Genomic DNA, 15198 nt, shown 5'->3' on the forward strand with positions numbered 1-15198 from the left:
TCAGCCTCTGACGCGCAGGGTGACGCCGGAGACCCCGGCCGACAGCGGGCCCGCCAGGAAGATCGCCGGGCCCGCCGGGTCGGCCTCCGGCGTCTCCAGGACGAGCGCGTTCACGCGGACGCCGCGCGGGCGCAGCTCCGCCGCCAGCGACCCGGTCAGGCTCTCCACCAGGGCGCGCACCGGGCCGTCGCCTGACACGACGTTCACGATCGACGCGCCCGCGCCCATCAGCGGCAGCAGGCGCCGCACCATGCCGGTGACGCGGGTGAACCCCTCGTCGACCAGCCGGCGCCCGTCCCGTTCCGGCAGCTCCGCGAGCGGGACGGGCCTCGCCTCCGGCCCGGCGTTGACCAGCACGTCCACCCGGCCCCACCGCTCCTCCACGGCCCGCGCGAACACCCCGGCCGCCACCGGATCCCGTACGTCCACCGTCATCGCCGGCCCGCCCGCCGGCTTGGGCCTCACCCCGTCGTACGAGCCGCCGCGCCGGGAGCCGTCCGGCGGCGCGGGACGGCCGGCGTCCGGCGGGGTGGGGCGGGGGTCGTGCCGGGGGGTGGCGCGGTCGCAGGTCGCCACGTGGGCGCCGAGGGCGCGCAGGGTCTCGGCGATCGCCCGCCCGCTCCCGGAGGCGGCCCCGGTGACCACGGCGACGCGCCCGGACAGCATGATCGCATCGGGTGAAAGGGCGGGCATGGACGATGACGATATCCCGACGGCATAGAGTCGTCAGGTTCATTCACATCGTCAACAGGAGCACTTCGTGGCACTCGAGAAGCCGGAGATCGACTTCCCGGCGGGCAACCCGCCTGCCGACCTGGAGATCGAGGACATCACCGTGGGGGACGGCCCCGAGGCCAAGCCTGGTCAGAACGTCAGCGTCCACTACGTGGGCGTCGCCTTCTCCACCGGCGAGGAGTTCGACGCGTCGTGGAACCGCGGCCAGGCGTTCGAGTTCCCGCTCGGCGCGGGCCGCGTCATCGCGGGCTGGGACCAGGGCGTGGCGGGCATGAAGGTCGGCGGCCGGCGCAAGCTCGTCATCCCGCCGCACCTCGGCTACGGCGCCGCCGGCGCGGGCGCGCGGATCAAGGGCGGGGAGACCCTCATCTTCGTGGTCGACCTGCTCGGCGTTCGCTGACAGCACGCCGCACCGGCGCAGGGGCGGCCCCCGTCCGCTCCTGCGCCGCGGCACCTCCGGCAGCTCGCCGACCGTTCGCCGCGGCACGTCCGGCGGTCGCCGCAGGACATTCGGCGGTTTCGTGGGTGCCCGGCAGCGGAATTTGTCGGCTGGGTGAGGCACGATAGCGGTGTGCTTCTGATCGACGTGGTGCGAGTGTCGGAGGCCGTGACGCGCACGTCCGCGCGGCTCGGCAAGATCGGCCATCTGGCCGAGCTGCTCGGCCGGGTCGGCCCCGGCGAGGCGGAGATCGCCATCGCCTATCTGTCGGGCGAGCTGCCGCAGCGCCAGATCGGCGTGGGCTGGCGCACGCTCCAGGAGCTGCCCGGCCCCAAGCTGGCCGCCACCGCGACCCTCACCACCGTCGACGCCCTGCTCACGAGGATCAAGGCCGTCTCCGGCCAGGGCTCCCAGGCGGCCCGCAAGGCGCTGGTCGCCGAGCTGTTCGCCGGGCTGACGAGCCAGGAGCAGGCGTTCATGCTCAAGCTGCTCGGCGGCGAGCTGCGGCAGGGCGCGCTCGACGGCGTCATGATCGAGGCGGTCGCCAAGGCGTCCGGCGCGCCGTCGGCCGACGTCCGCCGGGCCCTGACGCTGCGCGGCTGGCTGCCCGCGGTCGGCGCGGCGGCGCTGGCGGGCGGCGTGGACAAGCTGCGCGCGTTCCGCCTGGAGGTGGGCCGGCCCGTCTCCCCGATGCTCGCGGGCAGCGCGCCCAACGTGGCCGCCGCCCTGGAGAAGGCCCGCACCCCGGCCGCGCTGGAGTGGAAGCTCGACGGCATCCGCGTGCAGGCGCACCGTTCGGGGGCCGAGGTCCGCGTGTTCACCCGCACCCTCGACGACATCACCGCGCAGGTGCCGGAGCTGGCCGAGGCGGTGCTGGCGCTGCCCGCCGACGACCTGGTGCTCGACGGCGAGGTGATCGCGTTGCGCCCCGACGGCCGGCCGCATCCGTTCCAGGTGACGGCCGCGCGCACCAGCAGCCGGACCAACGTGGCCGAGCTGCGCGAGAAGACGCCGCTGCACGTGTTCTTCTTCGACGCGCTGCGGGTGGACGGCGCCGACCTGCTCGACCTGCCCTATTCCGAGCGGCAGGAGATCCTGGCCCGCACCGTGCCGCCCGGCCTGCTCACGCCCCGCCTGGTCACCTCCGACGTGGGCGAGGCGGAGAAGTTCTTCACCGACGTGGTCAAGGCCGGGCACGAGGGCCTGGTGGTCAAGTCCCTGGCCTCCCCCTACGCCGCCGGCCGCCGGGGCGCGGGCTGGATCAAGGTCAAGCCCCGCCACACGCTCGACCTGGTGGTCCTGGCCGCCGAATGGGGTCACGGCCGCCGTGAGGGCAAGCTGTCCAACCTGCACCTGGGCGCCCGCGACCCGGAGACGGGCGGCTTCGTCATGCTCGGCAAGACGTTCAAGGGCCTGACCGACGAGCTGCTCGCCTGGCAGACCGAGCGCTTCCTGGAGCTGGCCGACGGTCCCGCCGACGGGTGGACGGTCACGCTGCGGCCGGAGCTGGTGGTGGAGATCGCCTTCGACGGCGTGCAGCGGTCGCCGCGCTATCCGGGCGGCATGGCGCTGCGGTTCGCCCGCGTGCTGCGTTACCGGCTCGACAAGCGGGCCGCCGACGCCGACACGGTGGAGACCGTCCGCTCTTTGATGATTTGATCCTTTTTGGGCGATTTATCCCCATTTGAGTGACTTACGTCACTTAACCAGGCATTAGGTTGCCTTTGCCTGTTGTTTGTCGCGTATGTTCGTGCACGTCGCGGGGCATCCCCCTCCCCGCCCGTGGATCGGCCGACGTGCGCCCCCATCTGCCCCGGTTCTGGCCTTTCCGTGCCCCTTCCCCTACCGAGGACCGTGGTTTACCTTGGGCCAGCACAACCTCCCCCAACCCCCTTCCAGCCGTACGTCCCCCGCCAGGCGCCGCTGGGTGGCCGTCGCGGCAGGGGCGGCCGTCATCGCCGTCGCCTCCACCACCGCCTGGGCCGCCGTCTCCCACGACGACTCGCACAAGCAGCCCACCGCCCTCTCCCCCGCCGACGCCCCCACCGGCCCCGCTACCGGCACCCCTTCCGGCACCCCGGCTCCGGCCGACGACGCCCCGGCTCTCGGCGCGGCCCCCGCCCCCACCACCACCTCCCCCTCCCCTTCGGCCTCCGCCTCCGCCTCCGCCAAACCCACCAGATCGGCGACGGCGGCGCGGAAGGCCGCTGCCAGGAAGCCCCGCGTGATCTCCTCGGGCTCCTGCGGCGCGTCGTTCTACCACGAGCCGCAGATGACGGCCAGCGGCGAGCGCTTCGACCCGTCGGCCATGACGGCCGCCCACAAGACCCTGAAGCTCGGCAGCAAGGTCCGCGTCACGAACCCGTCCACCGGCAAGTCGGTCACGGTGCGCATCAACGACCGCGGCCCGTACATCGGCGGGCGCTGCCTGGACCTGTCCCGGGCCGCCTTCGCCCGGATCGGCAACACGAACGCCGGCCACATGCGCGTCACGTACGAGGTCCTGGCCCGCTGACGCGAGATATTCCCAAGACTCATTGGGAAATGCCATAATCCCAACATGTCTTGGGAAACGGACCAGGGTCTCGTCCCGTTGCGGGCCCTGGCCAACCCGCTCCGGATCCGCATCGTGTCCCTGCTGACCGGCGCCTCGCTGTCGGCCGCCGAGGTCGCGGACGAGCTCGGCATCGCGCACGCCTCGGCCAGCTACCACCTGCGCCAGCTCGCCGACGCCGGGTTCCTGGAACGGGTGGACGAGCAGCAGCCCCGCGAGGGCAAGGGGCGCCCGCCCCGCCGCTACCGCTACGACCCCTCCAGCGCCGCCCGGCTCGACCGCGCCGACGGCCGCCGCCTGCTGCACGAGGCGCTGAGCGCCGACCTGTCGCGGCGGCTGGCCGAGGCCACCGAGCAGCGCCTGTCGATGGACGCCGAGGTGTGGCTCGACCGGGAGGTCTGGGAAGAGGTCGTGGGCCTGATCGACCAGGCCGTCGCCCTGGTCCACGGCAAGGCGGGCCCGCCCCGGTCCGGCGACCGGGTCAAGGTCAGCATGACCGCGCTGCTCCTCGAACTCCCGGGCACCCGCCCCGCCGCCGACGCCGGCCGTCCCCCCAGGAGCACGCCATGACCGTTCCCGCCGCCGAGCTGTCCCGTTACGCCGACGTGGTGCTCGACGTCGCCGCGCCGATCACGGCCGGCGACCTGGTGCTGATCAACGCCGAGATCGAGCACGCCCCGCTGGCCCGCGCCCTCACCGAGGCCGCCTACGCCCGGGGCGCCCGCTATGTCGACATCTGGTACTTCGACCCGTACGCCAAGCTCTCCCGCGTCCGTCACGCCGACGGCGGGACGCTGGGCGAGGTCCCGGCCTGGCTCGACGCCCGCAACGAGGAGCTGGCCCGGCAGTGCGGCGTCCTGCTCAACCTGCGCGGCGCCGCCGCCCCCGACCTGCTCGCCGGGCAGGACCAGGTCCGCGCCGGCCTGGACCGCATGCCGCACCTGATCTCCAGGCAGCGGCTGCAACTGGAGAACCTGGTCCGCTGGGTCATCGTGCCCTGCCCGACCGCCGAGTGGGCCCGCGCGATCTTCGGCGAGCCGGACGTGACCCGGCTGTGGGAGTGCCTGCGCCCCATCCTGCGCCTCGACCACCCGGACCCCGTCGCCGCCTGGAAGCAGCGGATCGCCGAACTGCTCGACCGGGCCGCCACGCTCACCTCCCTGCGCCTGGACGCCGTACGCTTCCAGGGCCCCGGCACCGACCTGACCGTCGGCCTGCTGCCCGGCGCGCACTGGACCGCCGCCCGGCTGGAATCGGTCCAGGGCCACGCGTTCCAGGCGAACCTGCCCACCGAGGAGGTGTTCACCACGCCCGACCACCGGCGCGTGGAAGGCACCGTCCGCTCGACCCGCCCGCTCTCGCTCGACGGCAGCGTCATCCGCGACCTGGAGCTGACCTTCGCCGGCGGCGTCGTGACCGAGGTGCGCGCCACCTCCGGCGCCGACGTCGTACGCACCCACCAGGCCACCGACCCGGGCGCCGCCAGGCTCGGCGAACTGGCGCTCGTCGACGGCTCCTCGCCGGTGGGGCAGTCCGGCGTCACGTACCTGGAGACGCTGCTGGACGAGAACGCCACCTGCCACCTGGCCTGGGGCGCTGGGCTGCCGCCCGGCGTGCCCGCCCACCTGCGCGACCTCGCCCCCGCCGAACGCGCGGCAGCCGGGATCAACGTCTCCGCCGTGCACGTCGACTTCATGGTCGGCGGCCCCGACGTCACCGTCACCGGCATCACCCACGACGGCGTCACCGTCGAGCTGCTGCGCGACGACGCCTGGCAGATCTGACCGCTCCGCCATAGCCACCGGCTATGGGAGCAGGTATTGGATCTCCGAGCCGGTCCCGTACCAGGATGTCCCCCGTGTCACGCAGTTCCCGGCAAGAGGAGACGTCATGATCCTGGTAACCGGCGCCACAGGCAACGTCGGCGGCGAGGTGGTGCGCGCGCTCGCCGCCGAAGGCGCCCCCGTACGCGCGGTCACCCGCTCCCACCGGGCCCCCGAGCCCGGCGTCGAATGGGTCACCGGCGACCTCACCGAGCCGGAGTCCCTGCGCCCCGCCCTCGACGGCGCCCACGCGCTCTTCCTGTTGCCCGGCTACCCCGGCGCGCCCGCCCTGCTGGCCGCCGCACGCCAGGCCGGCGTCCAGCGCGTGGTGCTGCTGTCAGGCGGCTCCGCCGCCCTCGGCGACCCGTCCAACGCCATCACCCGCTACATGGCCGAGTCCGAACGCGTCGTACGGGAGTCCGGGCTGGCCTGGACCTTCCTGCGGCCCAGCGCGTTCATGTCCAACGCCTTCCAGTGGCTGCCGCAGCTCGCCGCGGGCGACGTCGTACGGGTGCCGTTCGCGGGCGTCCGCCAGGCGGTCGTCGACCCGGCCGACATCGCCGCCGTGGCGGTGCGCGCCTTGCTGGACGACGGCCACGCCGAACGCGTCTACCAGCCGACCGGGCCAGAACCGCTGCTGCCCGCCGACCGGGTCCGCATCCTCGGCACCGTACTCGGCCGCGACCTCACCGCCCACGCCCTGCCCGACGACGAGGCCCGCGCCGAGATGCTGCGCACCACGCCGGAGGAGTACGTGGACGCCTTCTTCGACTTCTACGTCACCGGCACCCTGGACGAATCGACCGTCCACCCCGACGTCGAAACGGTAACCGGCCGCCCACCCCGCACCTTCCACCAGTGGGCCCAATCCCACGCCACGGCCTTCCTCCCCACCTCCCCCTGACCTCCCACCGTCCTTCCCGCCCTGCTGGCCCTTGCCCCCGCTGTCCCTCGCCTCCCCGTCCCTTACCCTCCCGGCCGTCCCCTGCCTCCCCGTCCCCTTGCCTTCCCGCTGTCCCTTGGCCTCCTCACCACCCCGCCCACCCCGGCACCCCCTGACCTCCCCGCCCCTAGACCACGGAGCCCGCTGCACCAGGGCAGCCCGTGCCCGCATTCAGGGGCACACTGCTGGCCCCGGCCGCGCCGGGCTACCCTCGGCCACCCCGCTGGCCCCACCGGCCCCGGTGACCCCGACACCCACCCGCCCCGCTGGCCCGACCATCCTGGTGCCCTGGCCGTCGTGGCCGTTGTGGCCGTCGTGGCCGTCCTGGGGCACGGAAGGCCCCAGCGCGGGCGCACCGCCCTCGCAAACGGGCGCACCACTGCCTCCGGACTTGCCCGCACCGCCCGTGGACCGCGCGTTCCGGGCGCGACCCACGGGACGAGGTCACGGCGGGACGCGAACGCAGCGCAGGAGGCGGAGGCGCGGAACGCCGCAGGGCGGGGAGCGCCGTGCTAGTGCAGCCGCGAGGACGAGGCAGCCGACGCGCGGGTGCGGGTGCGGGTGCGGGTGCGGGTGCGGGTGCGGGTGCGGGGAGTGTGCCGCGCGGCATGCGGGGTTCTGGCGCAGGCGCACGGGGTGCGGGCGCGAGCCCAGGCGGGCCCAGTACGGGGTGCGGGCGCAGGCGCGCGGAGCGTGGGGCGGGAACTTGGTACGCCAGTGCGGGCGCGCACGCACCTAAGGGCGCATGTGCGCGGCCGTGCTGCGCACCTAGCGCGGGTGCGCGTGCGCGGAGCGAGCCACAGGGGTGCGGGGTGGGAAGCGCGGGCGGGCGCTCGGCGGGCGGCGCTCGGGACAGGGGCGCGCGGGTGTGTAGGGCAGGTGCAGGTGCGCGCAGCGTGGGACGCCGGGCCCGCGCGGTGCCGCGGGCCCGGAAGCCGAGACGTCGTGAGCGGTGGTGCCGCGAAGGCGAGGCAGCGTGAGCCGTGGTGTGGCACGCCCGATGCTGGGACCGGGTACGGCTACGAGGTGCCAGAGGGAGGCGCTGCGGGCTGCGATATCGCGGACTGACCGGCGATCGCAGGGCCCAACCGCGAGCAGGCAGGCGACCGTAGTTCCCCAACCGCGAACTGCTCGCCCAGGATGCCACCAGCCGGGGCCGCTGTGGGCAGCGGGGGCGCGGGCTGGCAGCCGGGTGGCGGCGGTTGGGGGGTCGGTGGTGGGGCCAGGGGCCTCGGGGTGTCGGAGTGGCGGGCTACTTGATCAGGCGGAGGGTCAGGGGGTAGCGGAAGGTGCCTTCGGAGAGGGCGGAGACGCCGCCGACGATGGAGAGGATGACGGCGCCCACCCAGATGAAGGGCAGGAGCACGACGCCGATGACGGTGAAGGGCAGCAGGAACGTGGCGCCCGTGACCGTCAGGTGGAAGTTGAGCGCCTCCATGGCGTGGCGCCGGATGTACGGGGACGTCTTGCCGCCGGTGAGGAGCAGGACGAGCGGGCCCAGGATGGGGAAGCCGATGAGGGCGAGCAGGTGGGCGGCGGAGGCGCCGAGGCGCTCGTTGCTCTCCGGCGGGGCCTCCGGGCGGGCGGCGGGCATGCGCGGGGGCGCGGCCAGGCGGGGCACGGCGTTGGCGCCGTAGAGCTCCGTCATGATGGGCATCAGGTCGCCGTGCGTGCGTGCCGTCATCGCGCGCTCCAGCCGCTCGTCGAACTCGAGCTTGTCGAAGCGGCCCTCGCTGTAGGCGGCCTTGACGTGCTCGACGACGTGTTCGCGGTCCTCGTTGGTGACGCGCAGATGAGCCGGCGGCAGCTGCCCCGGGGGTGTCGGTACCCCAGCCATAACGCCCATGCCTCTCCTTCGGTAGCGCCGCCCCCTCGCCGGAACCTGCCGGCCGCAGCGCTGACGGTCTCCTCACATACTGCGTCACGGCGGCCGGTCGTGGCATCGGGTGATACCCCGAGGCATCCCCGAGATCGCAGCCCCGGGATTCAGGGTGATGGGTGACCGGATTCGTCCTGTGTGGGCGAATGGTCTTGGGGGTGGCGGTGTTCGGGGGTGATATTCGGGGTGGGCGCAAGAATCGGGGCTTCGGAAATCGTCATCCGGTGAGGGGATCGTGGCAGGCAATTTGGTTAATGCGGAAGGGCTGGATCGGGGCTTGAGCTGGGCGGATGGTGGGAATGGGCGCTTTTCGCGGGGGTGGGGCAACGCTTGGCATGCGCACTAGTACCACTTGACGGTATAAAAAGGATGCATGAGATGGCGAGACCGCTACGGCCTCCGGCGGCGGCGCGGCCCGAAGATCGCTAAGTTCGATCGTGAGGCGACCGACGCCGACATCGAAGCGCTGATCGCCTTCGCCCGGTCGCGGCGCGGCGTGGAGTTCTACGTCGAGCCCGAGACGTTCGCGACCGACACCACCGCCGTGGCCGTCGCCGACGACGGGGAGTGGACGCGGCGCCGGGTCGGCTCGCCCGCCGTGATCCACAAGGTGGCGCGTGACCTCGCTCTCCCGGTCTACGACGTGCAGCTGACCGGGTATCCGCCCCGGATGCGGGCCTACAACGAGCGGCGGCGGCGCGAGGAGGGCGGGCTCTGACCCGCAGCCACGCCGGAACGGCTCAGGCGCAGGCCTGGTCGCCGTCGTCGAGGGTGGCGAGCAGGGGGACGAGCCAGCCGATGTGCGGCTCGCCCATCGCCGTGTCGAGCTCCGTCGGCGTCGGGAGGCGGGCGTCGACCATGCCGGGTGAGAGCAGGTTCTGCAGGGCGTGCATGAGCAGGTTGGCCATCGAGTAGTGCGGGTCGGCCTTCAGGGCGCGTTCGAGGGCGATGGTGGCGGTGACGCTGTCGCCCGCCCGCCAGGCCGCCATCGCCAGCAGCGTGGCCGCCGGCGGCACGTAGCGGGGCTCCAGGCGGCGGGTGAGGTCCTTCCAGAGGGCGGCATGGGAGCCGTCCATCAGCGTCCACGCCTCGTCGCGCACCCGGATGACGGCCAGGTCGAGGCCGAGCCGGGAGGCGTCGGCGTCGCTGAGCCGGTCGCCGCGTGCGAGGGTGGCGTGGAGCCGGGCCAGGCCGCCGGTCACGAAGCGGCGGGCGTACGCGTCGGGGTCGGGATCTGCCGCGAGCCCGCTGGTCAGCTCGGCGACGGCGGCTGAGGTCGCCCGGCGCATCGCCAACCGGACGGGGCCCGTGACCGGGGCGAGGGTGCGTTCGAGGGTCTGGCGGTCGGGGAGGGCGACCAGGCCGCGCACGGTCGCCTCGGCGGCGACGCGGCTCGACGTCGGGTCGTAGGGGGTGCCTTCGGGCGGGCAGCAGCGGGTGCTGTCGCAGACGTAGGACCAGTAGCGACCGCCGTCGGCGCGCATGGCCTCGGCGACCTCCACGCCCGCCCTCGCCGCCACGGCCCTGGCCTCGTCGACGGCCGGAGTGACGCGCTCACCCGGGCCGTAGCCGACCACGACGACCTGGGCCAGCTTCTCGCGGGCGATCAGCGCCGCCAGGGGGTCGAGGGTGCCGGGCGGGAACGGCAGCCCCCAGCGGGCGGCGACCTTGGCCTGGCCCTGGGCGATGCCGAGCACGATGAGGCTGTCGGCAGGGTGGAAGCCGACCAGGTAGGGCACGGCGGCCAGGATGTCGGCGGGGCTGGTCAGGGTGAGGCAGGGCTCGGAGGTGTTCGTCGTCATGGCATGGAGGATGCCGGGGACGAGGGGTGCGGGAGGCGGGTGGAACGGGTTCTGTGGACGGGCGGCGCAGCGGGGGTGCGGCCTGTGGACAAGCGGCGTGGCGAGGGCACCCCGGTGAACAAACGGCAAGGGCGCCCTGCGGACAAGGTGCTACAGCTCGCTCACGGGTGGGCCGGGGGCGGGGTGGTAGGCGTGCCGGGGGCGAGGCGGTGCCTGACCAGCAGGGCCGCGCCCGCCACCGCCGCCGGCATCGCGATCACCGCCACGAACGGCACCAGGAACAGCACGAACACCACCACCCCGAACCCGAGCGACGCCGCCTTGCTGCCCCGCAGCAGCGCGAACCGCTGCTTCCTGACGAGCCCGCGCCGCTCCAGCGCCAGCGTGGTCAGCTCGACGGTGAGGAAGAACCCGGACACCGCCGCCCCCACCACCGGCACCACGGTCTGCCCGATCACCGGCACGAACCCGAGGAAGAACAGCGGGATCGTGAACAGCAGCACGTATCCCAGCGTGACGAGGCTGTCGCGGATGGAGCGCGGCAGCGTGCGCCACCAGGGCTGCTCCTCGGCGTCGGGCAGCGGGTCGGCGGCGGCCGACAGCTTCTCGTAGAACGGCTCCCCGATGGCCAGCGTCAGCGCGGTGAACGTGAGCACGGCCAGGGCGAGCCCGCCGAGGAAGAGCGCGACGGCGATCGCGGTGCGGAACGCCTCACGCCACGACCAGGTGTCGGCGAACGGCGTCAGGAACTCCGCCAGCGTGCCGGCGTTGGTGCCGAGAAGGTACAGCGCCGCCACGTAGACGGCGAACGCGATGAGCGCCGGGATGAGCCCGAACAGCCACCACCGCCCGTTTCTGGCGACCCAGCCCACGCCTTGCAGGAAGAAGCCGACGCCGGCGGCGAAGTCGCGCATTGATCGCATGTCGCAAACGCTAGCGCCAGAGCGGCGTGACCGCGTAGCCGAGCTCGTCGAGCAGGCGGCGCAGCAGCGGCAGCGACAGGCCGAGCACGTTGCCGTGGTCGCCTTCGATGCCGTCGACGAACCAGCCGCCGCGTCCTTCGATGCTGAACGCGCCGGCGAGGTTGAGCGGCTCGCCGGTCTCGGCGTAGGCGGCGATCTCCTCTTCGGTGGGCTGGCCGAAGTGGACGACGGTGGTGGCGGTCTCGGCGGCCTGGCGGCCGGCGGCGACGTCGATGACGCAGTGGCCGGTGACGAGCCTGCCGGTGCGCCCGCGCATGATCCGCCAGCGCTCGGCGACCTCCTCGGCGGAGGCGGGCTTGCCGTAGGGGCGGCCGTCGAGCTCCAGGATGGAGTCGCAGCCGATGACCAGCCCTTCGTCCAGCCGTTCGGCGACGGCGGTGGCCTTGGCCTTGGCCAGCACGAGGGCGAGGGCGGCGGGGGTGTGGGCGGTGAACGCCTCTTCGTCGACCCCGCTCACGATCACCTTGGGGTCGAGTCCGGCGCTGCGCAGCAGGGCCAGGCGGGCGGCAGAAGCTGAGGCCAGAACGATCACCGGGTCAGCCTACCGGTCACCATTCGGCGTGCGGCGACCGCGTGGGCGAGGACGGGGCGCCGAGGAGGTCGGCGAGCAGGGGTTCGAGGGCGGCGGGGACGGCGGCGCGCTCGCGGCGGAGTTCGGCGGTCATGTCCTGGGTGCTCATGCCGGCGCGTTCGGCGCGGTCGGCGAGCAGTGACATGACCATGGGGGCGAGCAGGAGCAGCACTTTGACCAGGGCGGCGGAGTCGAGGCCGGTCAGGTCGGCGAGCGCGTCGGCGGCGTGGTCGGCGCCCTGGCCGCCGAGGACGTGGGCGAGGATGTTCTGCCCGTCGCGGGCCAGGGTGGCGACGTCGCCGTTGAAGGGGTCGGCGTCGACGTGGTCGTCGAGCGCGCCGCGCAGCGCCTCGGCGCCGTCGGGGTGCTCGGAGCTGCGGACCATGCCGGCGACGACGACGCCGGTCGCCGCCCTGAGGACCTCGCGGACCGTGGCCGGGTCGGTGCCGAGCATCCCGGCGAGCTGCTCCAGGCCGGGATCGCCGAGCTCGGCGACGAGCTGGTCCGTCAGAGTCACGCCAAGTCCTCCCGATCGTCGTTCCGATGGTCGTTCCCCGGCGCGGGCCGAGCCTACGTCGGCCCCTCGCTAACTTTTGGCCAAACCGGCGGCTCCGTAGGCGGTGGCCTCGTCGAGGGTCTCGTGCTCCAGCAGGGCGGCGACGATGCCTTCGAGCTTGTCGCGGTTCTCGCGCAGGATGCGCACGGCGTCGGCGTAGCACTCGTCCACGATCCGCCGCGCCTCCTCGTCAACGATGGCGAGGGTGGCGGGCGAGGCCTGCGGCTGGCCGTCGCTGGGCAGGATGGTGAGCGGGCCGACCTTGGCCGACATGCCCCAGCGGCCGACCATGCCGCGGGCGATCATGGTGACCTGCTCCAGGTCGTTCTCGGCGCCGGTGGTGATGACGCCGTAGATGACGTCCTCGGCCGCCATGCCGCCGAGCGCGCCGGTGATGCGGCCGCGCAGGTACTTCTCGTCGTAGGCGTAGCGGTCGGTGTCGGGGGTGGACAGCGTGACGCCGAGCGCCCGGCCGCGCGGGATGATGGAGATCTTCCTGACCGGGTCGGCGCCGGGCTGGAGCATGCCGAGCAGGGCGTGTCCGGCCTCGTGGTAGGCGGTGCGGGTGCGCTCGTCCTCGGGCATGACGATGCTGCGGGCGGCGCCGAGCTGGAGCTTCTCCAGCGCGTCGGCGAAGTCGGCCATGCCGACCTTCTCCTTGCCGCGCTTGGCGGCCAGCAGGGCCGCCTCGTTGACGAGGTTGGCCAGGTCGGCGCCGGTCATGCCGGGCGTGGTCTTGGCGAGCTGGTCGAGGCTGACGGCGCCGTCGAGCGGCACTCCCCTGCTGTGGACGCCGAGGATGGCGGTGCGGCCGGCCTGGTCGGGCAGGCCGACCTGGACGGTGCGGTCGAAGCGGCCGGGCCGCAGCAGGGCCGGGTCGAGGACCTCGGGCCGGTTGGTGGCGCCGATGACGATGACGCCTTCGGCGCCGGAGAAGCCGTCCATCTCGGTGAGGATCTGGTTGAGCGTCTGCTCGCGCTCGTCGTGGCCGCCGATGCCGCCCGCGCCGCCGCGTGCCCGGCCGATGGCGTCGATCTCGTCGATGAACACGATCGACGGGGCGACCTTGCGCGCCTCCTCGAACAGGTCGCGGACCCGGGACGCGCCGACGCCGACGATCATCTCGATGAACTCGGACGCGCTGGCCGAGAAGTAGGGCACCTTGGCCTCGCCGGCGACGGCCCGCGCGAGCAGCGTCTTGCCGGTGCCGGGCGGGCCGGCGAGCAACACGCCCTTGGGCAGCTTGGCGCCGAGCCTGCGGTACTTGTCGGGGTCCTTGAGGTAGTCGACGATCTCGACGAGTTCGTTCTCCACCTCGTCGATGCCCGCCACGTCCTCGAACGTGACCCGCACCTGCCCCGCTTCGAGGGGTTTGGCCGCCTTCGACTTGCCGAGGCCGCCGAGTCCGCCGCCGCCCATCATGCTGGCGCCGCGGCGCATGATCCAGATCCACAGCCCGGCCAGCAGCAGCACGGGCAGCAGCGACAGCAGGAGGTTGAGGAAGAAGCCGCGGCCCGAGGTGAGCGGCTCGGCCTTGATCTCCACACCTGCCGCGTTGAGCTGCTGCGAGAGCTGGTCGGTGTTGGCGAAGGTGGGGATCTCGGTGCGGAAGTCCGTATAGGACTGGTTGCCGCTGCCGGGGTCCTTGGCCGCGCTCTTGAGATGGCCTTCGACCGACAGGCCGGTGGCGTAGATCTCCTTGACGTTCCCGCCGTTCACCTGCTTGGTGAACTCGGTGTAGGAGACGGTCTCGACCTGGTTGCTGTCGAAGAAGGACGAGACGAAGAAGAACGCCGCGTAGACGACCAGCAGGGTGACGGCGAACCGCCACCAGTTGATCTTCGGGCGGCCGCCTGGGGTGCCGGGCAGCCCTTCGGCCCGCCAGGGCGGCTTGACCTTGCCCTTCTTCGGCACCTGCGGCGATCCAGTCCGTTCTTCCACGGCGCCACTCCCCCAAATCGCCGCAATGATGATCAATTAGCCTAGGACACGCACCCCGGAGACCACGCGCGTGATGTCGCGCCACCTCTTGCGCTGCGAGTCAGGCACTGTCACAAACGCCAAACCCGGCTTGGCCATTCCGCTGTCGGCCACCACGACCGCCGCCCGCGAGCTGCGCTTGCCGTACGAGACCTGGTAGACGAGCATCCAGCCGCGCTTGACCGGCTGGGAGGCCAGCCAGCGGACCTTGGCGCCCTCGGGGTGGTGGTTGAGCGTCCAGCGGGCGGCCAGCAGCGCGGTGTCGCGGGGGGACTTCTGCGGCTTGATCGGCACCGGGCAGCTCACGAGCATGCCGCGCCTGCTGTCGCCGCGCAGCTTGGGCAGCACCTGCTTGCTGGTGAACGGCGCGGCTCCGTACGTCTTCCAGGGGCGGCCGAGGTCCGGCAGGGCGAGGCCGGCGCGCTTGTCCTTCAGCAGGCGCTTGGCGGGGGCGGGCAGCTTCAGCCGCCGGATCTTGGCAGGCAGTCTCGGCAGGCGGTCGTCGGCGTACAGGGCCTCCATCGCCGTGTAGCCGGGCGCGAGCGACGAGCCCGGCTTGGGGGTGGGGGTGGAGTCGACGGCGACGGGCGTCGGGGCCGGGTCGAGCGAGGCCGGCGGGGTGGACGCGGGTGGCGCGGACGAGGCGGGCACGGCCGATGGCGCGGCGATCGGCCGCTGCCCTGCCTCGTCCGGGTCGGAGGGGCGGACGAGCACCACGGTGACGGCGGCGACGGCCACGACCGCCACGACGGCGAGCCCGCGGTAGACCACCCCCATGCGCAGGTCCCCGATGCGGGAGCGCTTGGGCGGAGGGCTGCCAGGCCGGATCTTGGTCTTCACTCGGGCACCCTCTGTCCCGTCTTCCCCATCGAGCACGACGGGAGCGTACGGCATAACAGCCCTTTAAGTGGCGGAAGCTATCGAAGTGTCATC

15 protein-coding genes are annotated in these 15198 nt (G+C 73.1%); 7 read left to right on the plus strand and 8 right to left on the minus strand.

All coding sequences use genetic code 11. The features are described from left to right. Entirely contained in the window at nt 1–693 is a 693-nt protein-coding gene (locus AB0G11_RS25290; RefSeq protein WP_357588595.1) for an SDR family oxidoreductase, read from the minus strand. Between the two features lie 67 nt (nt 694–760). On the opposite strand from AB0G11_RS25290, the gene AB0G11_RS25295 reads away from it, so the two are divergent. The 6 genes from AB0G11_RS25295 (at nt 761) to AB0G11_RS25320 (ending at nt 6455) form a co-directional block, all read left to right on the plus strand. Next, nucleotides 761–1135, plus strand: coding sequence for an FKBP-type peptidyl-prolyl cis-trans isomerase (locus AB0G11_RS25295; RefSeq protein WP_219508305.1), 375 nt, complete (start codon nt 761–763; stop codon nt 1133–1135). 171 nt (nt 1136–1306) lie between these two features. Then, a complete protein-coding gene (locus AB0G11_RS25300) occupies nt 1307–2833 on the plus strand; it encodes an ATP-dependent DNA ligase (protein ID WP_357588596.1) in 1527 nt (508 codons plus the stop codon). Nucleotides 2834–3101: 268 nt separating this feature from the next. Next, complete coding sequence (locus tag AB0G11_RS25305; protein ID WP_357588598.1) at nt 3102–3689, plus strand: septal ring lytic transglycosylase RlpA family protein; 588 nt, start codon at nt 3102–3104, stop codon at nt 3687–3689. Between the two features lie 45 nt (nt 3690–3734). Beyond that, nucleotides 3735–4298 (plus strand): helix-turn-helix domain-containing protein, encoded by a 564-nt coding sequence (locus tag AB0G11_RS25310; protein ID WP_357588600.1) that lies wholly within the window; start codon nt 3735–3737, stop codon nt 4296–4298. Further along, nucleotides 4295–5512, plus strand: coding sequence for an aminopeptidase (locus tag AB0G11_RS25315; protein ID WP_357588602.1), 1218 nt, complete (start codon nt 4295–4297; stop codon nt 5510–5512). The genes AB0G11_RS25310 and AB0G11_RS25315 overlap by 4 nt, the downstream gene beginning before the upstream one ends. Before the next feature lie 106 nt (nt 5513–5618). Next, complete coding sequence (locus AB0G11_RS25320) at nt 5619–6455, plus strand: NAD(P)H-binding protein (protein ID WP_357588604.1); 837 nt, start codon at nt 5619–5621, stop codon at nt 6453–6455. A 1291-nt stretch (nt 6456–7746) separates the two neighbouring features. On the opposite strand, the gene AB0G11_RS25325 is transcribed toward AB0G11_RS25320, so the two are convergent. Next, the gene (locus tag AB0G11_RS25325; RefSeq protein WP_357588606.1) at nt 7747–8331 is read right to left on the minus strand and encodes a DUF1707 and DUF4870 domain-containing protein; all 585 of its coding nucleotides are present in this window, start codon (nt 8329–8331) and stop codon (nt 7747–7749) included. 415 nt (nt 8332–8746) lie between these two features. On the opposite strand from AB0G11_RS25325, the gene AB0G11_RS25330 reads away from it, so the two are divergent. Beyond that, nucleotides 8747–9091 (plus strand): hypothetical protein, encoded by a 345-nt coding sequence (locus AB0G11_RS25330; RefSeq protein ID WP_138713462.1) that lies wholly within the window; start codon nt 8747–8749, stop codon nt 9089–9091. 22 nt (nt 9092–9113) lie between these two features. Here the strand turns inward: AB0G11_RS25330 and AB0G11_RS25335 are convergent, their stop codons facing one another. The 6 genes from AB0G11_RS25335 to AB0G11_RS25360 all read right to left on the minus strand — a co-directional run bounded on the left by AB0G11_RS25335 (nt 9114) and on the right by AB0G11_RS25360 (nt 15105). Next, on the minus strand, nt 9114–10175 hold the full coding sequence (locus AB0G11_RS25335; RefSeq protein WP_357588607.1) for a DUF4192 domain-containing protein: 1062 nt from the start codon (nt 10173–10175) through the stop codon (nt 9114–9116). A gap of 161 nt (nt 10176–10336) precedes the next feature. Next, nucleotides 10337–11098 (minus strand): EI24 domain-containing protein, encoded by a 762-nt coding sequence (locus AB0G11_RS25340; RefSeq protein ID WP_246645588.1) that lies wholly within the window; start codon nt 11096–11098, stop codon nt 10337–10339. A 10-nt stretch (nt 11099–11108) separates the two neighbouring features. Further along, the gene (locus AB0G11_RS25345; protein ID WP_219508297.1) at nt 11109–11690 is read right to left on the minus strand and encodes a nucleoside triphosphate pyrophosphatase; all 582 of its coding nucleotides are present in this window, start codon (nt 11688–11690) and stop codon (nt 11109–11111) included. A 16-nt stretch (nt 11691–11706) separates the two neighbouring features. After that, a complete protein-coding gene (locus tag AB0G11_RS25350) occupies nt 11707–12246 on the minus strand; it encodes a DUF937 domain-containing protein (protein WP_219508296.1) in 540 nt (179 codons plus the stop codon). Between the two features lie 69 nt (nt 12247–12315). After that, the gene (gene ftsH / locus AB0G11_RS25355; protein ID WP_308125898.1) at nt 12316–14226 is read right to left on the minus strand and encodes an ATP-dependent zinc metalloprotease FtsH; all 1911 of its coding nucleotides are present in this window, start codon (nt 14224–14226) and stop codon (nt 12316–12318) included. 36 nt (nt 14227–14262) lie between these two features. Next, complete coding sequence (locus AB0G11_RS25360) at nt 14263–15105, minus strand: hypothetical protein (protein WP_357588609.1); 843 nt, start codon at nt 15103–15105, stop codon at nt 14263–14265. Nucleotides 15106–15198 lie beyond the last annotated feature (93 nt).

The sequence above is a fragment of the Nonomuraea sp. NPDC023979 genome, assembly GCF_040639085.1.
In the GTDB taxonomy this organism is placed as follows: Bacteria; Actinomycetota; Actinomycetes; order Streptosporangiales; family Streptosporangiaceae; genus Nonomuraea; species Nonomuraea ceibae.